The sequence below is a fragment of the Cupriavidus necator N-1 genome, assembly GCF_000219215.1.
GTDB classification, from domain to species: domain Bacteria; phylum Pseudomonadota; class Gammaproteobacteria; order Burkholderiales; family Burkholderiaceae; genus Cupriavidus; species Cupriavidus necator.
The window spans coordinates 286,234-303,772 of the sequence record NC_015723.1 but is presented as its reverse complement, the minus strand read 5'-3'; the positions used below and the strand labels follow the sequence as shown (position 1 = coordinate 303,772).

Genomic DNA, 17,539 nt, shown 5'->3' with positions numbered 1-17,539 from the left:
GGGAGGCTACAGGGGCTCAATGCGGCGCCTCGCAAATGCCGAGTTGCTGTGCCATCAATACAAGCTCGGCAAAGGTGCGCGCCTTCATCTTGCGCATGGCCTGGCCGCGATGAATTTTCACTGTGACCTCGCTGATACTTAGCTCGCTGGCGATCTGCTTATTCAGCAGACCGGCCACCACCATGCGCATGACCTCGGCCTCACGCGGCGTCAGGCTCTGGTAGCTGGCTCGCAGTTCATCCAGCTTACGCATGCCATGGCGGCGATGCTGATCCTTTTGCAAGGCGGCGGCCACGGCATCGAGCAGGTCCTGCTCGCGGAATGGCTTCGCCAGAAAATCCTCAGCACCAGCCTTCATAGCGGCAACGGTCATGGGGATGTCGCCGTAACCAGTCATAAAAATGATTGGGACCTGGATGCCCATTTGGGACAGCCGGGTCTGCAGGTCCAGGCCACTCTGCCCGCGGAGCCTGACGTCGAGCAGAAGGCAAGTGGGCGCGTCCGGGAACGCGAATGCTAGCAGTTCGGCAGCGGATGCGAACAGTGCGACGCGCATCCCGACTGATCGGAAGAGGTTCTCCAACGCGCCGCGAAGCATCGCGTCGTCATCAACGATCAGCACCATCGCTTCATCACTCGCACCACTGGTGTCCGCGGTTACGAAGCTGTTGATTGTCAAAGTCTATCTCCAGTGCACCCATCGGTGCGCGGGGTCTGGGCAGGCCCACTCTCGCCACCATGACCTGACCCCGCAAAACTCTCCATTACATCACATAACCGGGATCATGGACTACTTATACCATGGGGTTAGTTCAGTGTGACTGTAGGCGGCTGCCCCGGCCGGCCAGTTTGCAGGCTAACGCACATCGAACCCGCACGCAGCCCCAATGCCTTCCTACGCCGCAAGGGTTGACGAAGCCACTCCCTATTTTCCGTAGCACAGCCTGGCGGCTTCGCGATGAAACCAAGGCAGCGGACGGCTAATACGAATCGACAATAGCGACGGCCGACAGCGTGGACTATTCTTCCCCTCAGGTTGCGTTCCGGACACAAACGCCGGTCGCGGCCCTTATGCCAAGCCGCCCCGACGCGGCTCTGCCCCGGCGGTGATGCCACGGCAGCCTCACTCTCGCCCCCCCAAACAGGAGCAACGCAATGTCGAACCCCAAGCTTGAAGTCCTCACCCCGCAGAACAGCCAGCTGATTTTCATCGACCATCAGCCGCAGATGGCTTTCGGCGTCCAGTCGATGGACCGCCAGGCGATGAAGAACAACGTCGTCGGCCTGGCCAAGGCGGCAAAGATCTTCAATATCCCGACGACGATCACCACCGTCGAGAGCGAGTCGTTCTCGGGCTTCACCTATCCGGAACTGCTCGACGTGTTCCCGGACCAGAAGACGCTGGAGCGCACCTCGATGAACTCGTGGGACGACCAGAAGGTGCGCGATGCGCTCAAGGCAAACGGCCGCAACAAGGTGATCGTGGCCGGCCTGTGGACCGAGGTCTGCAACACCACCTTCGCGCTGTGCGCCATGCTCGAAGGCAACTACGAGATCTACATGGTCGCCGACGCTTCGGGCGGCACCAGCAAGGAAGCCCACGACTACGCCATGCAACGCATGGTCCAGGCCGGCGCGGTGCCAGTGACCTGGCAGCAGGTGCTGCTCGAATGGCAACGCGACTGGGCCCACCGCGACACCTATGACGCCGTAATGAAGCTGGTGAAGGAACACTCGGGCGCCTATGGCATGGGTGTCGACTACGCATACACGATGGTCCACAAGGCCGCCCAGCGCACGGCTACGGGGCACGAATCCATCGCCCCGGTGCCCGCACGCTAAACAGCTGATCAAGAAGAAGCTAGTCATCGGCCTACGCACGATTTCCGTGCATAGGCCGATGCAACCAGCGATCTCATTCATCCAGGATTTCGAGCCAACTTTCAGCTGCCCTAACCATGCAAATAGAACACACCCAGGAACAAGGTCACAACATCGATGCATCGCGCCGGCAACTGCTGGTAGGCAGCACTGTTGGCGCCGCGGCCGCATCGGTGGCGTCGCTTGCCGCACTAACGCCCACGGCCGCGGAAGCCGCGCCGGCCAGCAGCCGCGCCACGAATCAGGGCCACTACGTCACGACCAAAGACGGCACGCGCATCTTCTACAAGGACTGGGGCACGGGCAGCCCGGTGGTTTTCTCGCACGGCTGGCCGCTGAATGCCGACGCCTGGGACGCCCAGATGCTCTTTCTGGTCCAGAAGGGATTCCGGGTGATCGCCCATGACCGTCGCGGCCATGGCCGTTCGGACCAGCCCGCGCAGGGCAACAACATGGACACCTACGCCGACGACCTGGCCGCGCTGCTGGACGCCCTCGACATCAAGGGCGCAACGCTGGTCGGCCACTCCACCGGCGGCGGCGAAGTGGCGCACTACATCGGCCGTCATGGCACGAAGCGCGTGGCCAAGGCGGTGCTGATCGGCGCGGTGCCGCCTATCATGCTCAAGACCGCGGCCAATCCGAACGGCCTGCCGATGGAAGTGTTCGACGGCATCCGCAAGGGCGTGGCGGAAAACCGCTCGCAATTCTACAAGGACCTGACCACGCCGTTCTTCGGCTTCAACCGGCCCGGCGCCAAGGTTTCGCAAGGCACCATCGATGCGTTCTGGGCACAGGGCATGACCGGTGGCCTCCTGGGCCAGTACGCCTGCATCAAGGAATTCTCGGAAGTGGACTACACCGGGGACCTGAAGAAGATCACCGTGCCGACGCTGATCCTGCATGGTGACGACGACCAGATCGTGCCCATCGACAATTCGGCCCGCCTGTCGGCCAAGATCGTCAAGAACGCCACGCTCAAGGTATATCCAGGTGCATCGCATGGCATGTGCGTGATCAACGCCGACCAGGTCAATGCCGACCTGCTGGCCTTCCTGAACGCATAAGCCGAGATGTCCATTACCCGCCGGCACTTCATCGCCTCGGCTGCCGCCCTCGGTGCGGCAGCCTCTTCTGAACTATTCGCCATGTCACCGAACCCGACTCCCGACCTCATTCTCGTAAACGGCAAGTTCGCCACGCTCGACCGTGCCAATCCGCAGGCCGACGCCGTGGCCATCCAGGACGGCCGCTTCGTCGGGGTGGGTACGCGCCAGGACATCATGAAGCTGGCGGGAACGCAGACCAGGGTGATCGACCTGAACGGCCGGCGGGCCATTCCCGGGCTGATTGACAGCCACATGCATATCATCCGCGGCGGCCTGAACTACAACATGGAGCTGCGCTGGGACGGCGTGCGCTCGCTCGCCGACGCCATGCGCATGCTGAAGGACCAGGTCGCCCGCACGCCCGCGCCACAATGGGTGCGGGTGGTGGGCGGCTTCACCGAGCACCAGTTCGCCGAGAAGCGCCTGCCGACCATCGACGAACTGAACGCCGTGGCGCCCGATACCCCGGTATTCATCCTGCACCTCTACGACCGCGCCATTCTGAACGGCGCCGCACTGCGTGCCGTTGGCTACACCAAGGACACGCCGAACCCTCCGGGTGGCGAGATCGTGCGCGACGCGCGCGGCAATCCCACCGGCCTGCTGCTGGCCAAGCCCAATGCGACCATCCTCTACGCCACGCTGGCCAAGGGCCCGAAGCTACCGCCTGAATACCAGAAGAACTCGACGCGCCACTTCATGCGCGAGGTGAACCGCCTGGGTGTGACCGGCGTGATCGATGCGGGCGGCGGCTACCAGAACTACCCCGAGGACTACAGCATCATCGAGGAGCTGCACAAGGAAGGCCACCTCACGGTGCGCCTGGCCTACAACCTGTTCACGCAGAAGCCCAAGGAAGAGCTGAGCGATTTCAAGACCTGGACGTCGACCGTGAAGCCAGGCCAGGGCGATGACCTCTATCGCCACAATGGCGCCGGCGAAATGCTGGTCTACACGGCGGCCGACTTCGAGGACTTCCGTGTCGAGCGCCCCGACATGGCGCCGTCGATGGAAGCCGATCTGGAGCCGGTGATCCGCCTGCTGGCCGAAAAGCGCTGGCCGTGGCGCCTGCATGCGACCTATGACCAGACCATCACGCGCGCGCTCGACGTCTACGAGAAGGTCGCCAAGGACATCCCGTTCAACGGCCTGAACTGGTTCTTCGACCACGCCGAGACGATTTCCGACCGCAATATCGACCGCATCGCCGCGCTCGGTGGCGGTATCGCGGTGCAGCACCGCATGGCCTACCAGGGCGAGTACTTTGTCGAGCGCTATGGCGCACGCGCTGCCGAAGCCACGCCGCCGGTCAAGAAGATGCTGGAAAGAGGCGTGAAGGTCGGCGCCGGCACCGATGCCACGCGCGTGGCCTCGTACAACCCGTGGGTCTCGCTGTACTGGCTGACCACGGGCAAGACCGTCGGCGGCATGTCGATGTATCCACAGGCCAACCTGCTCGATCGCGAAACGGCGCTGCGCCTGTGGACCGAGGCCAACACGTGGTTCTCATCCGAAGTGGGCAAGAAGGGCCAAATCAAGGTGGGCCAGCTGGCCGACCTGGCCGTGTTGTCGGCCGACTACTACTCGGTGCCCGGCGACGACATCCAGGACATCACGTCGGTGCTGACCGTGCTCGGCGGCAAGGTGGTCTATGGCGACAGCGAATTCGGCAAGCATTCGCCCGACATCCCGCCCGCGATGCCCGACTGGTCACCGGCCCGCCATGGCAGCCAGTACCAGCCGCGCCCGCAGGCCCAGGCGCGCGCACTGGCGCTGAACACCGCGTGCGGCTGCGCCAGTTCGTGCGGCGTACATGGCCATGCACATGCCAATGCGTGGACCTCGAGCGTGCCGACGTCGGACGAAAGCACGTTCTGGGGCGCGCTGGGCTGCTCGTGCTGGGCATTCTGATCTACGTTGACCACATCGGAGAGCGGCCATGACCATCTCGACACCCCCGCTCGCCACGGCCGGCAACAACACGCACCGGCTGCCCCGCTGGCTGCGCTGGATCGCCCTGCTTTTGCTGTGCGCAGCCTACCTGCAGGGCGGATTGGTCAAGCTGTTCGACTTCTCCAGCGCAGTGACAGAGATGCAGCACTTCGGCCTGTCGCCCGCCGTGCCGCTGGCTGCGGCGACGATTGCGCTGGAGCTTGGTGCGTCGGCAATGATCCTGACCGGCTTCTGGCGCTGGCTAGGCGCACTGGCGCTGGCGGCGTTCACGCTGATGGCCACGTTCCTGGCCAACCGGTTTTGGAGCGCACCGCCCGAGGCGCAGTTCATGATGGCTAACGCGTTCTTCGAACATCTGGGCCTGGTGGGTGGGTTCCTGCTCGTGGCGTGGGATGACCTTCGCACGCGGAGACAACCATGACGCAATCTGCCATCTCGGCGGCCAAGCCTGCATCGGGAGGCACGTTTGCCCCGCTGGCCCAGCCCACGTTTGCGGTACTGTGGGTGGCCACGATCCTCGGTAACATCGGCAGCTTCATGCGGGATGTGGCCAGCGCATGGCTGGCAACCGATCTTTCCACTTCACCGGCAGCGGTCGCCACGATCCAGGCGGCTGCCACGCTGCCCGTCTTCCTGCTAGCGATTCCGGCCGGTGTGCTCTCCGACATCCTCGACCGGCGCCGCTTCCTGATCGTGATCCAGATCGGACTGGCCATGGTCAGCGGCACGCTGATGCTGCTGGCGTGGCGCCAGGCGCTGACGATCGAAGTCCTGATTGCGCTGGCGTTCGTCGGCGGTGTGGGTGCGGCGATGATGGGGCCCACGTGGCAGTCGATCGTGCCCGAGCTCGTGCCGCCGAGCACGCTGCGACAGGCCGTGGCGCTGAACTCGCTGGGCGTGAACGTCGCCCGTGCGATTGGACCGGCTACCGGGGGTCTGCTGCTCGCGGCATTCGGCGCGGCTGCCACGTATAGCGCAGACCTGCTCAGCTATGTGTTCGTCATCGCTGCGCTGATCTGGTGGAAGCGTCCCGAAAAGCCAAGCGATCCACTGCGCGAACACTTCTTCAGCGCTTTCAGAGCAGGCTTACGCTTCACGCGCGCGCACAGCAAGCTGCACGTAGTATTGGCGCGCGCTGCCGTGCATTTTGCCTTCGGCAGCGGCGTATGGGCGTTGTTGCCGCTGGTGGCCCGTCAGCTGTTGCATGGCGGCGCCGGCCTCTATGGTGTGTTACTGGGCGCAGTGGGCGCTGGCGCGATCCTTGGCGCGCTGACGATGTCCAGACTGCAGCAGCGGCTCGATGCAGATGGCATGGTGCTGTTGTCCGCGATCGTCACGGCGGTCGTCATGGCGGCGCTGTCGAGCGCACCACCCATATGGCTGGCATTGCCGCTGCTATTGCTGCTTGGCGCGGCATGGATCATGGCGCTGACCACGCTCGGCGGCGCGGCGCAGGCGATCCTGCCGAACTGGGTTCGCGGCCGCGCGCTGGCGGTCTACCAGATGGTGTTCAACGGCGCGCTGGCCGGTGGCAGCCTGGTCTGGGGCTTTGTGGCGCAGGCACTGGGCACACCGCACGCGCTGCTGATCGCCGCGGCGGGGCTGGTCGTTACCGCGCTGATCCTGCACCGCATGCGGCTGCCGGGCGGCGATGAAGACCTCGGTCCCGCACGTCATTGGCCCGAACCGGAGATGGCCGGCGAGATCGCGCAGGACCGTGGTCCGGTGATGATCCTGATCGAATACTGCATCCCGCCCGCCAACCGCGATGCGTTCCTGCATGCGGTCCACAAGCTGTCGGAAGAGCGTTTGCGTGACGGTGCGTTCAGCTGGGGCGTGATGGAAGATCCGGCCAATCCCGAACTGCTGACCGAGTGGTTCCTGGTCGAGTCGTGGGCCGAGCACCTGCGCCAGCACCAGCGCGTACCGCATGCCGATGCCGATGTGCAGCGCGACGTAGCCAGCTTCCACGTGGGCGCCGAGCCGCCCCACGTAAGACACCTGCTCGGCCTGGGCTTGCCGCCGGCGTGACGTCGCACCGATTTCCCCCTCTCCAACCTTGTCACATATGAAGCTCTATCTCATCTCCCTTGGCGCCGGCATCCTGGTCGGCATTATCTATGCACTGATGCAGGTCCGCTCGCCTGCGCCGCCCGCAATTGCTTTGATCGGGCTGCTGGGCATGCTGATTGGCGAGCAGGTTGTGCCGCCGGTCAAGCGCATGCTGGCCGGCGAGCCAGTCACCATTGCATGGTTCCGCGGCGAATGCGTCCCGAAGATTACGGGTACACCGCCCAATGCGGACACGGCCGTTGAACCGTCGGCGTCCCTCCCCGCGCGTAGCAAGGAAGGGAACCAATAACCGCATGAGTCGCTCCCGAAAGCAGCCCGAAGCACTTGCCAGCCGTACTAACGCAATCGCGCCCCGGCGCATTCACGTCGCCCTGGCAGCGTCTTTGTCCGCGGCCGCGGCACCTGCCGTGGCGGACAACAACGTCGCGATCTATGGTCGGCTGAACACGGCAATCGAGTATGTGACCGTGACCACCGCAACCGACGGCACCAGATTGGGCAATACGGCGCGCCTCACGAATAACCGCTCTGTGTTCGGCATGCGGGGCGAGGAACAGTTGGCCAATGGGATCAAGGCGATCTGGCAAATCGAAAGCGCCCTGTCGGTTGACAACGGCGCTGGGCAAATCGCCGCGCGGGATACCCGGCTCGGCCTTCAGAGCCCGTACGGCACCCTCTTCATGGGCAACTGGGACACGCCATACACAAGTGCAACCAAGAGCTACGACCCGTATTACGCCACCACTGCGGGTTACATGGCGCTGATAGGCAATGGCGCTGCGTCTACCAGCGACAATGTCCAGAACACCAGCTCATTTGATCGACGGCAAAAGAACTCGCTGCACTACCAGTCGCCGACGTGGCACGGCTTGAGCGGCGCCATTGCCTGGGGATTGCCGGAGGAAAAGACCACGGTGCCGCGCAATCCAGCGTTGTATTCCTTTGCCACGGCCTATGGTCACGGCAACCTGAACCTGACGCTTGCCTATGAAATCCACCAGCACTATCAGACCAGCGGACGCAACGACGACGCAATCAAGGCAGGAGTTTCCTACCAGTTCCCATCGACGCGCATCAGTGCCCTGTATGAACGCCTGCACTATCGTACCGCCACCGGAGACCTTACGCGCAATGGCTACTATGTCTCGCTGATACAGGAGTTTGGCCCCGGCAGCATACGCGCCGGCTTCGCCTTTGTCGGCGATGGCACCGGCACAGCTATGGAAACGATTGGATCCGTCCGAAGTGGTTCGGATACCGGCGCATTTCAGGTGACCGTCGGCTATGACTACCCCCTTTCCAAGCGAACCGCGCTATACGCCTACTACAGCCGCATCAACAACCGCAGCAATGCGAACTATGACTTCGCCATCAACAACCTCGGTATCAAGGCTGGCGCAGACCCGCAGACGTTCGCCATTGCGATGCGGCACAGCTTCTGACCGTCCGCTGACCAACCAACGTGAGAGACCGCATTGACACCCACACAGCTTCCTGACGCCGGTCGCCGCGCGGATCTTTCAGGACCGGCGTTCGGCTGCATCCTGGCCTTCGTCGCCGGCTATGTAGACGTGGTCGGGTTCATTTCACTATTCGGCCTGTTTACTGCGCACGTGACAGGAAACTTCGTGATGATCGGCGTCGACATCGCCGGTGATTCTCCGGGCCTGCTCGCAAAACTGCTTGCGCTTCCGACTTTTGCCTTGGCGGTTGCGGCCGCCAGGCTGACCGAGTCACGCATCGTACGGGACAAACAATCGGCACCCTCGCTGTTGCTGTTTGCCGAGGCCTTGGCGCTGGTTCTCTTCATAGTTGCAGGGTTCCACGCCTCTCCCATTTCCGATCCAAGTACGCCTGCAGCCGTCGGCGCCGGCATGCTTGCCGTAGTGGCCATGGGTATTCAGAACTCACTGTCCCGGACGTCCTTGTCAGACCTCGGCCCCACCACGATCATGACCGGAAATACGACGCAAATTATCATTGACCTGGTGGACCTGCCATCCGCATCTGAGGCGGACGGCAAAGCCATACGCGGTCGGCTCAAAAAGATGGTACCGGCGCTCGCGGGTTTCGCATCGGGCGCCGCTCTCGGCGCCCTTGGCTATTCGATGCTTTCGCTCTGGTGTGTAATGCTGCCAGCCGTATTGCTGACGGCGCTCAGTTTCCTGACTTGGCGCAATGGCGCGAACAGCCTGCAGAAGTGAATTGGCAGACGTGTGAATTCGAGACGCCCTCGCCTTCCTGCGGTTCACCGCTCTCACATCGCCGCTACCAGTGCCGAACTGAGCAAACAGCATTCCAAAGTCCGCGACCAGGCCGAAGACCCAGCCAGCTAATACGAACAGACAATGGCCACATCCTGCATCGCCAATTAATCTCTCCTGGCTTTGCAGGATCACGACACGCTGCAACTGACATTGACCTGAATCGGCGTTTGGAAGCCTGTCCGGTCACCTTGCTGTACGGGTCCGGAGTTCGCCCCCAAACAAGTGGTCGGCCATAGCCAGGTCCTGTGTAGCCGGAGCAGTGCACTGTGCGACGGACAGTCCTCCGCGGGGAAGGGTGACTCATCGGCTGCCCCCTCTGGTTTCGCATCCGTGTACTGATCGCCGGCACGAAGCCCCCCAATCTCCTTCACCAACAAGAAGAATCACGATGAACAGAGACACTCTCACCACGGCTGCGGGCGCACCGGTCACCGACAATCAGAACTCCCAGAGCGGCGCCATTTCGACGCAGCTATGCATGTAATACCTTGGTATGACACGGACAGAATAGCTGGCTGCCTCACTATCGCGGGGGGACTGATTTTCCTGGCCAGCGTGACTTCATCGCAACGTAGCGTGGGACGTGCACCCGAGGAATCGGCGATACCATCGTATGATAGGGTGTGCACAGGTTCGGCGTTACTCTTCCAGCAGAGCATTGCCGGCGCTCAGCGCGTGTTCAAGGAGTCAGTGTGATAGCTCGCCCCACGATCGCAATAGTTGACGACGATGTCGCCGTCCGAAATGCCATGGGGGGGCTGCTGCGTTCGCTCGATTTTGGCGTGCAGTTGTTCGGAGGCGGCCAAGAGCTACTGCGGTGCACTTCGCTGCCTTGCATGTCCTGCGTGATCACGGACGCGCAAATGCCCGGCATGGACGGCTTCGCTTTGATAGAGGCCTTGCGCGCACGCAATCTCGATATGCCTGTCATTTTCATGACAGCATTTGCGCATGAGGGATTCGATCAGCGTGCCAAGGCAATGGGTGCGACGTGCGTTCTTTACAAGCCATTTCAGGACACGGACATGATCCGATGCATTGAAAAAGCAATTCGTCCTCGCAAGACGGACTCTCCTCCATCGTGAGTGTGTCGTGCAGTGGATCGATGAGACGTCCTTACATCACCTTCATCCTCTGCACGCTGCCCGACGCCGTCCCTACGCTATGGTTGCGGTTCCAAGCTGTCTAGGCTGCAGCCGGATGGCAGGCTGCTCATCAGCTTCGGACTCAGAGGGAAGCAGCACGAGACCGAGAGTTTGCGCAAGAAGCACCAGATCGGCGAAACTCCGAGCTCTCATTTTTCGCATTGCCTGGCATCGATGAACTTTGACAGTCACCACGCTGATGCACATGGCGGCGGCAATCTCCTTGTTTGTCAAACCTGATGCGGCATGCGCCATGACCTCACTCTCCCGCGGCGTCAGGGAACGGAAGCAGTCGCGCACTGCAGCCAATCGGCACAAGCGCTCACGCCGCGAGCCCTCCTTCTGTAGTGCCTCCGTGACGGCATCGAGCAGTTCCTGTTCACGGAACGGCTTGGAAAGAAAGTGTTCTGCCCCCGCCTTCATGGCAGCAACCGTCATCGGAATGTCCCCGTAGCCGGTCATGAAGATGATGGGAATATGAATGCCGAGCTCTGCCATGCGGGCTTGCACATCCAAGCCACTTTGCCCCTTCAGGCGCACATCGAGAACCAGGCAACAAGGCGCATCTGGGAAGCCGAAGGCAAAGAGCTCGGCCGCCGAGCCGAGCAGCACGGCTTGGATGCCGACTGAACGAAATAGGCTTCCCAGCGCGTTTCGCACCTGCAAGTCATCATCGACAACAAGGACCACCGCGTCGTCCTGCGGCGCTGATTCGGCGCGCATCGGTAATACAGCAGTCACGGTAGGGCCCTCCACGTAGCATCGACATCAGAGGCGCGATCACCCCATGACTCCATGTGGGGAGATACGACGCACCCGACAGCAATGTAGTGTTACGCCAGCCCTTTGGCTTGAACGCGTGTGCGCTCCATTGTCTTTTTGTGCTCAGCGCGGGCCAGATAATGGCTGGCAAGTGCTGGCACCAGGCGTGCCTAGTCCTGCCGACCGCTCCGCCAGTCACCCGGCGTCAGGCCAAGCTTCTTAGAGAAGCTGCGTGTGAGATGGCTCTGATCCGCAAAGCCGCACGACGCGGCAATCCCAGCTATCGGCAAGTCCGTGGTGCGCAGCAGTGCCGCCGCGCGCTCGAGGCGACGCTCCAGCAGCCATTCATGCGGTGTTTTGCCGGTACTCTGCCGAAATGCCCGGGAAAAATGACTTCGGGACAATTGACACGCATCCGCAACCTCGGCAATGGACACGTTTCCGTCGTCCAGCCGCGCCGCGAGGAACTCCTGCGCCCGCGCAAGTATGCGAGGCGAAAGCCGGCCAATGGAGGGAATGCGTCCCCGATTGACACCTCCATAGTGTTCGACCAGGTATGTGCCGATCACGTGTCCGAGTTGATCGATAAACAACCTGCTCGCGCCTTCAGGCCGCGCGAGCGCGGGTAAGAGTGCCTGGGCGAGATGGGCCAGCACGGCGTCCGTCTGCGCCGCGGCATGCCGCAGTTCAAGACCTGCGGGGCAGCCAAGTTCCAGGGCTGTACGCTCCATGAAGGGGCGCGGCAGTTCGATGAGTACGAAATCAAACGTCCCATACATGTCCGCCTTGTAGTCATCCTGGAAGTTCCGCAGATAGATGGAACCTGCCTCGAATGCATGCATGTTCGCCTGATTCGGACGAAAAATGCGTCGACGATGGCCTTCCATCAGGGAGACGCCAACCAGAAACCCTCGTGCTGAAGCTGGGGTCACTACCTGACTCATCCGCTCAATCACGGAACTTTTGCGGTAGAAATTGAGATCGCCGGCGGCAAGCGCCTGATCGTATCGCAATGCCTCCGACAAGCACCCCAATGAGTCGCGCTGAATGGCCGGCTTGGCAGATTCGTGAGTAGATGTGGAGAGTCGCATGGCCAGGTAGTCATGATCGTCGCGCCAAGCCAGACACGACCGGGCGACCTTGCGTTACTGAAAATACCATTGACGCTGGCAGCTCGTAAAGCGCCCGCCTTCCCGCAGTCAGACGACTGCCTGGAGAACATACTATCATCGCCAACTCCGAAGGAATTAAGGCTGCTGATATCGCCCCCCGATCTTCAAGCAGATCGCGACATGCTTGCCGGCCTGGATGCCGAATACGTTACAGACGCGCCAAGCGTGTAGGCCAGTCATACCAGAAGACGATGGAAACTGTGGGCTCATCCGAATAAAGTGCACAAGCCCCAAGTCAACATTTGGCCGCGCTAGCCCGGCACTTGAGACAGACACGGGATGAGCAAACACGGAGATTCCATGAATGGCAACATCTGCTTAAAGACGGCCCAGCTCCAGGCAGCGGCCCATGCCAATGAACAAGACGCGACGTTGTGGCGCTGGTTCTCAGATCAGATGGAAGACCAGATGATGAGCTGCGAACGCAAAAGGGGAGACTGGATCATTTGCGTGGCCGGTCGCGAACTGGCGCGTGACCCGTCCTTCGACCTGGCGGTTCGCGCCGCTCACTTCCTTTGCCGCGCACTGAAAGCCTTGTAGACGAGCCGGTGACGATGTACGCGCTGCGGCTCACAGGGTCGACAATTGGCGCTCTTGCCGCTGCCGGCACCCATTAAGGCCATCGCCTAGTACAACGAGGCAGTACTTTACGGCTGCCGCCGCTACTTCGAAGCTCTCGACGTGGCGTATCGCCGGTGGCCGGTTGCACTTCTTCGGCGGCCACTCTGGCCATCCGGCTTCACCCAGTGCCTTGCATACGCACATGTGATTGGGCGGTCTACGCCGGTCGTCCATTCGTAGGGACCTGCTCCCTATTTGTCGCGCTATATCGCTCGCGCGGCGATTTTCAACAAACGGCTGGTCACCCAGCGACCTTAACAAGGTACGCACTTGCAAGACGATGACGCTCGACGCCGCGGAACTCATGTTGCGCTTCTTCCAAGGGCGATGGACCCACCAAGACAGGGTTCTCTCGCGTCTCGACGAACGGAATTCAATTTTTTTGAATAACTATTGCGGAGATAGGCCGCTCTCTGGGATGTGTCGATCGGTATAGTTCCGCACATGGAGAGCGCAACAACGCAGTTTTGCGAATTCACGCCGGCAACCAAAACTCAAATCGTTGAATCAAATTTTTTGGAGAGAAATCATGTCGAACGCCAAGCTGGAAGTCCTGACCCCGCACAACAGCCAACTGATCATCATCGACCATCAGCCCCAGATGGCCTTTGGCGTGCAGTCGATGGACCGCCAGACCATGAAGAACAACGTCGTGGGCCTGGCCAAGGCGGCCAAGATCTTCGACGTGCCGACCACCATCACCACGGTGGAGAGCGAGTCGTTCTCCGGCTATACCTACCCAGAGATCCTGGACGTGTTCCCCGGCAAGGAAACGCTGGAGCGCACCTCGATGAATTCCTGGGATGACCAGAAGGTGCGCGACGCGCTGGCCGCTGATGGCCGCAAGAAGATCGTCGTGGCAGGCCTGTGGACCGAAGTCTGCAATACCACCTTCGCCCTGAGTGCGATGCTCGAAGGCGACTATGAAATCTACATGGTGGCCGATGCCTCGGGCGGCACGACCAAAGAAGCCCACGACTACGCGATGCAGCGCATGATCCAGGCCGGCGTGGTACCGGTGACTTGGCAGCAGGTGCTGCTCGAATGGCAGCGTGACTGGGCACACCGCGATACCTATGACGCCGTGATGAAGCTCGTCAAGGAACACTCTGGCGCCTACGGCATGGGCGTGGACTATGCCTACACGATGGTCCACAAGGCCGCGCAACGTACTGCAACCACGCACGAGTCGATCGCGCCCGTGCATGCGCCAGTGATCGAGAACTAAACAACTCCAGTCTGCGCCGAAAGCTTTCTGTAGTTTTCGGCGCCATACAACCTTCGGCTGCAACGCCGCCACGGCTCACTGAAAAATGACACACGACAAGAAGATCGCCACAAAGTGGGAAATGGCGGCGTTTGCATTCCTTACCGGCTTTAATGCACACGCCCACACGTCTTCGTCACTGGGCGTTGTCTCAGGCACCCTCGCCGTTTGCGCGCTGATTGCGCGGGCCATGCATAGCTGGGCAGAACAGCCCTTTAACGCGAGCGCCGCTCCCTGGTAAGAAAAGCGCAGTCCTACGGCCACACTTTCATTTCATCCGCCAAAACCCCGCTTCCCGGACGTTTCCCATGGACACCCCATTTCACCAGTTTTCTGACCTGTTCGCCCAGCTCGGTTTGCCATCCAGCAAAGCGGACATCCTTGCGTTCATTGCAAAGCATTCGCCGTTACCGCAAGACATCAATCTTTGGGAAGCACCATTCTGGACGCCGGCCCAGGCAGCCTTGCTGCGCGACGAATTTGACGAGGATGCAGACTGGGCACAGGCCGTGGACCAATTGAATCTTGCGTTGCGCACAACTGCTTGACGGAACGGTGCTGGAGACCTGCTCCAATTCCTGACTGAGGCCAATGCTGTTGCTGCACGGAACCGGTGTATTGACACGAATGCTGCTCCGCTCGCCGCAGGACCCTGCGGCGGTCGAACAGTCGCCGCGCTGTTTGTTTCAGTCTTGTAGCGGTCAAGCAACCCAGGTCCAGGCCACCGACAAGACAAGCGCAACAGCAACGCCTGGTACGGTGGCCCCGACTTCCTTCGTTTCCGAACCCGAAGCCCCATCTGCTTTGCCAAAGGAGAAAGTGAAGAAGACCAGCAAGTAGTAAAGCGCGTCCTCTACCGCAAATGCCATGGCCGAGAGGAAATATCAGTCGTATCTGTCCCCAGGGACTGCTCAAACTGCGGCAACGCTCCGTATCAGTTCCTTGCCCTGATTCGGCACGTTGCCGATTGCCACGCCTACTTCCCACCACTGGAAGGCTTCGGCGGGGAGGCAATGCTGGTGCATCAACACTGACGCTCCCCGAGGCGTTAACTCTGGGTCTACCCATGCTGCGGCATTCACGCCAGACAGTACGACAGGCCGGCTGTCATTGACATCGGTTAGACCTCCTTTGGCATCGTCGGTAATGAGGACAAAACCTGCCCCCTCCGGCTGAACGGATACGCCAGGTGCCCAATATGCCAAGGCTGCTAGGAAACAAGGTCCACCTTTGCGACCGGTTTTGGGGTTCTCTGTTCTTCAGGCCTCCGGCCAGTTGGCGCGGAGAAGGAGCTAGGGCAATGCGCCCTGGCGACTGGATTTGCCGAAAAATAAAGTTCGTGGTTGGGCCGCTCGAGTACTACGGCACACGTGCATTGAGCCATGCAGCCTCCGTCATTAAACGCTGGCCAAGTGCCCGGATTCGTCCACGCGCTCGCCGCGCGCACTGCGGTGCGCTGTGAGGCGTCGGCATCCGTTGGATGCCTCGACGAACTCGCCGAAAAATGAAGTCAATCTCATTCTCAGTGAAGTCGCCATAGTTGCGGTAGGCGGTGCGCATTTCTCTTAGATACGCCTCCAGCTCGACCTCCGCCGCCAATGCCAGCGAGTTAGCTAGCAGCGACCGCGAATGCAAGCGCAACCAGCGACGCCGCCAAGGCTTGTAGCCCTCGTCGTCCATTTGACCCCCGATACCCGAGCGCCACCTCCATATGCGACCAAGGCGACAGTAGCCATGACCAGATACCTGTGTGGTGCAATATTTGCAATCCATCATAGGCCGCTGCGGCGTGAGCAGCAATCGACAATGCCCGAAAATGGGTCCCACTAACGAGGGGGGCGGGGGAATCTAAAATGTCCACTGAGATGTCGCATGAACCCGACAACCTCGGTCGCTCCATTCAAATCAACTCGTTGTTAGGGCACGCAAGCAATGAGGCCAATCAGGTCCTGATTTCGCAGAACCAGCGGCGCACGTTCGGGAATTGTTCCCGGCAACTCTCAACTATCTCGTTTGACGGCCTGTTCACTCGGCGGTTGTATAAGACGACAGCGGAAATGTAAGTCGACTTTCAGTCGTGGCTGCATCTAAACGTTCCTCAGAACCATATTGCTGCGAGCGTCATGGCGAAGTTCGGGCTGCGTTTCAAGATTGAACGGTCCGCATGCCTAGCAATTTGCTTCGGCTTGCCTTACTCTTAAACAGCTTGGTTGGGTATCTCCGCAACAGCTGCAATCTCCTTCTCTGCGTGGTCGAAAGACCGATTGATAGTGCCCGCTGAGGTTCGCGCCTCACGGGCCTTCTTTTTGCCAGGCTGATTGAGCTTGATGCAAGCTCTACCAATGAATTCGTCAATCGAGTCGCCGGCACATGCAATGCGTTCTCGCGCCGAAGCGTCGAACGAACTCCTTCGATAGCTGCATTTCTTGCGGCATCTCGCCGACGGCGGTGAGTGTGAACCCAAAGCGGGCAAAGAATGCGGGATATTCAGACGTGAGCACCGCAGCCTTGGTGCAGCCATGGGCGCGGGCACGCATCAAGACAGCCCCGACAAGATGAGTGGCAACCTGGTGGCCCCGACACTCCGCTAGAACCGCAACGGATTGGATGATGACCGTCTCGCCATATATTTCACCGCAGGCGCAACCGATTACCTTTTCCCCTAGGACCGCCAGACTGAAGAGGCGGGACAAGTGGTCCATATCGCTGATGGGCAAACCGCAGGAGTGGAGCACCTGCGAGACGGCCTGCATATCTGCAGGGACGGCTGCCCGGATTCGCATGTCTTTTATCATTCTTTTTATCCTGGCCTCCCGACGTGCGTACGACCGATTGAGCGTATCACCTCACAAAGGTGCGCCGTGCATCCGCGCGTCTTCCCGATTTGCTATATCGGCCAGTGTCATACGTCAATGACTGAGGAATATACTGTCACATTTTCTGCCTCTTCATCAAAAGGCGGTCCTGCTAACCACAATAAAAGTCCCCCGAAAACGCGTCGTGCTAAAAGCTCGCTCTTCTAGACAGTATGTCCTAGTGGAGATAAATTCTTTCACCCGACTGAGTCATCAATGTTCTTCAACGCACATTGCCACTCTTAACTCTGATATAAGTCAGATTAATTTCACGTCATAATATCGACGAAGGGCCACATAACAGTTTGCAAGCACTCACTGCGATAAAGAAATAGGAATCTACATTGAGCGCTGCGGAGCCGCGGGTGATGCTCCGGAACGTCTAGTGCGCATCATCGCAAAAATATAGCTGCCAGCCTTACTGGACAAGGAAT

17 protein-coding genes are annotated in these 17,539 nt (G+C 60.6%); 12 read left to right on the top strand and 5 right to left on the bottom strand.

Annotated features, from left to right (window positions below; all coding sequences use genetic code 11):
• Positions 1-16: 16 nt before the first annotated feature.
• Positions 17-625 carry a response regulator transcription factor gene (locus CNE_RS19490; RefSeq protein WP_049800663.1) on the bottom strand — a complete coding sequence of 203 codons (609 nt, stop codon included), beginning with the start codon at positions 623-625 and terminating at the stop codon, positions 17-19.
• Between the two features lie 530 nt (positions 626-1,155).
• On the opposite strand from CNE_RS19490, the gene CNE_RS19485 reads away from it, so the two are divergent.
• From CNE_RS19485 to CNE_RS19445, 9 genes are all read left to right on the top strand, one after another.
• Positions 1,156-1,842: a hydrolase gene (locus CNE_RS19485; protein WP_013951984.1), complete on the top strand. Its 687-nt coding sequence runs from the start codon at positions 1,156-1,158 to the stop codon at positions 1,840-1,842.
• A gap of 116 nt (positions 1,843-1,958) precedes the next feature.
• Entirely contained in the window at positions 1,959-2,948 is a 990-nt protein-coding gene (locus CNE_RS19480) for an alpha/beta fold hydrolase (protein WP_013951983.1), read from the top strand.
• A 6-nt stretch (positions 2,949-2,954) separates the two neighbouring features.
• Complete coding sequence (locus CNE_RS19475) at positions 2,955-4,901, top strand: amidohydrolase (RefSeq protein ID WP_013951982.1); 1,947 nt, start codon at positions 2,955-2,957, stop codon at positions 4,899-4,901.
• Between the two features lie 28 nt (positions 4,902-4,929).
• Complete coding sequence (locus tag CNE_RS19470) at positions 4,930-5,364, top strand: DoxX family protein (RefSeq protein ID WP_013951981.1); 435 nt, start codon at positions 4,930-4,932, stop codon at positions 5,362-5,364.
• Positions 5,361-6,974, top strand: a complete 1,614-nt coding sequence (locus tag CNE_RS19465; RefSeq protein WP_013951980.1) for an MFS transporter — start codon at positions 5,361-5,363, stop codon at positions 6,972-6,974. The genes CNE_RS19470 and CNE_RS19465 overlap by 4 nt, the downstream gene beginning before the upstream one ends.
• Before the next feature lie 37 nt (positions 6,975-7,011).
• On the top strand, positions 7,012-7,305 hold the full coding sequence (locus CNE_RS19460; RefSeq protein WP_013951979.1) for a XapX domain-containing protein: 294 nt from the start codon (positions 7,012-7,014) through the stop codon (positions 7,303-7,305).
• A gap of 4 nt (positions 7,306-7,309) precedes the next feature.
• Entirely contained in the window at positions 7,310-8,458 is a 1,149-nt protein-coding gene (locus tag CNE_RS19455) for a porin (RefSeq protein ID WP_013951978.1), read from the top strand.
• A 33-nt stretch (positions 8,459-8,491) separates the two neighbouring features.
• A complete protein-coding gene (locus CNE_RS19450; protein ID WP_013951977.1) occupies positions 8,492-9,220 on the top strand; it encodes a YoaK family protein in 729 nt (242 codons plus the stop codon).
• A gap of 755 nt (positions 9,221-9,975) precedes the next feature.
• Positions 9,976-10,368, top strand: a complete 393-nt coding sequence (locus tag CNE_RS19445) for a response regulator transcription factor (protein ID WP_041228523.1) — start codon at positions 9,976-9,978, stop codon at positions 10,366-10,368.
• A gap of 72 nt (positions 10,369-10,440) precedes the next feature.
• On the opposite strand, the gene CNE_RS19440 is transcribed toward CNE_RS19445, so the two are convergent.
• Positions 10,441-11,151: a response regulator transcription factor gene (locus tag CNE_RS19440; RefSeq protein ID WP_013951975.1), complete on the bottom strand. Its 711-nt coding sequence runs from the start codon at positions 11,149-11,151 to the stop codon at positions 10,441-10,443.
• A gap of 209 nt (positions 11,152-11,360) precedes the next feature.
• Positions 11,361-12,281 carry an AraC family transcriptional regulator gene (locus CNE_RS19435; RefSeq protein ID WP_041228522.1) on the bottom strand — a complete coding sequence of 307 codons (921 nt, stop codon included), beginning with the start codon at positions 12,279-12,281 and terminating at the stop codon, positions 11,361-11,363.
• A gap of 381 nt (positions 12,282-12,662) precedes the next feature.
• On the opposite strand from CNE_RS19435, the gene CNE_RS19430 reads away from it, so the two are divergent.
• The 3 genes from CNE_RS19430 to CNE_RS19415 all read left to right on the top strand — a co-directional run bounded on the left by CNE_RS19430 (position 12,663) and on the right by CNE_RS19415 (position 14,798).
• The gene (locus CNE_RS19430) at positions 12,663-12,902 is read left to right on the top strand and encodes a hypothetical protein (RefSeq protein WP_013951973.1); all 240 of its coding nucleotides are present in this window, start codon (positions 12,663-12,665) and stop codon (positions 12,900-12,902) included.
• A 610-nt stretch (positions 12,903-13,512) separates the two neighbouring features.
• Positions 13,513-14,211, top strand: coding sequence for a hydrolase (locus tag CNE_RS19425; protein WP_013951972.1), 699 nt, complete (start codon positions 13,513-13,515; stop codon positions 14,209-14,211).
• Between the two features lie 347 nt (positions 14,212-14,558).
• Positions 14,559-14,798 (top strand): DUF2789 domain-containing protein, encoded by a 240-nt coding sequence (locus CNE_RS19415; protein ID WP_013951971.1) that lies wholly within the window; start codon positions 14,559-14,561, stop codon positions 14,796-14,798.
• A gap of 363 nt (positions 14,799-15,161) precedes the next feature.
• On the opposite strand, the gene CNE_RS43080 is transcribed toward CNE_RS19415, so the two are convergent.
• Together CNE_RS43080 and CNE_RS19405 are read right to left on the bottom strand one after the other, a co-directional pair.
• Positions 15,162-15,455, bottom strand: coding sequence for an SOS response-associated peptidase family protein (locus CNE_RS43080; protein ID WP_407919949.1), 294 nt, complete (start codon positions 15,453-15,455; stop codon positions 15,162-15,164).
• 1,146 nt (positions 15,456-16,601) lie between these two features.
• Positions 16,602-17,045 carry a GNAT family N-acetyltransferase gene (locus CNE_RS19405; protein WP_041228519.1) on the bottom strand — a complete coding sequence of 148 codons (444 nt, stop codon included), beginning with the start codon at positions 17,043-17,045 and terminating at the stop codon, positions 16,602-16,604.
• Positions 17,046-17,539: the final 494 nt, after the last annotated feature.

Excerpts from the sequence above, each read along its gene's own strand:
- CNE_RS19490 (WP_049800663.1), bottom strand. The coding sequence starts at position 625 with ATGGTGCTGATCGTTGATGACGACGCGATGCTTCGCGGCGCGTTGGAG.
- CNE_RS19485 (WP_013951984.1), top strand. The coding sequence starts at position 1,156 with ATGTCGAACCCCAAGCTTGAAGTCCTCACCCCGCAGAACAGCCAGCTG.
- CNE_RS19480 (WP_013951983.1), top strand. The coding sequence starts at position 1,959 with ATGCAAATAGAACACACCCAGGAACAAGGTCACAACATCGATGCATCG.
- CNE_RS19475 (WP_013951982.1), top strand. The coding sequence starts at position 2,955 with ATGTCCATTACCCGCCGGCACTTCATCGCCTCGGCTGCCGCCCTCGGT.
- CNE_RS19470 (WP_013951981.1), top strand. The coding sequence starts at position 4,930 with ATGACCATCTCGACACCCCCGCTCGCCACGGCCGGCAACAACACGCAC.
- CNE_RS19465 (WP_013951980.1), top strand. The coding sequence starts at position 5,361 with ATGACGCAATCTGCCATCTCGGCGGCCAAGCCTGCATCGGGAGGCACG.
- CNE_RS19460 (WP_013951979.1), top strand. The coding sequence starts at position 7,012 with ATGAAGCTCTATCTCATCTCCCTTGGCGCCGGCATCCTGGTCGGCATT.
- CNE_RS19455 (WP_013951978.1), top strand. The coding sequence starts at position 7,310 with ATGAGTCGCTCCCGAAAGCAGCCCGAAGCACTTGCCAGCCGTACTAAC.
- CNE_RS19440 (WP_013951975.1), bottom strand. The coding sequence starts at position 11,151 with ATGCGCGCCGAATCAGCGCCGCAGGACGACGCGGTGGTCCTTGTTGTC.
- CNE_RS19435 (WP_041228522.1), bottom strand. The coding sequence starts at position 12,281 with ATGCGACTCTCCACATCTACTCACGAATCTGCCAAGCCGGCCATTCAG.
- CNE_RS19430 (WP_013951973.1), top strand. The coding sequence starts at position 12,663 with ATGAATGGCAACATCTGCTTAAAGACGGCCCAGCTCCAGGCAGCGGCC.
- CNE_RS19425 (WP_013951972.1), top strand. The coding sequence starts at position 13,513 with ATGTCGAACGCCAAGCTGGAAGTCCTGACCCCGCACAACAGCCAACTG.
- CNE_RS19415 (WP_013951971.1), top strand. The coding sequence starts at position 14,559 with ATGGACACCCCATTTCACCAGTTTTCTGACCTGTTCGCCCAGCTCGGT.
- CNE_RS19405 (WP_041228519.1), bottom strand. The coding sequence starts at position 17,045 with ATGATAAAAGACATGCGAATCCGGGCAGCCGTCCCTGCAGATATGCAG.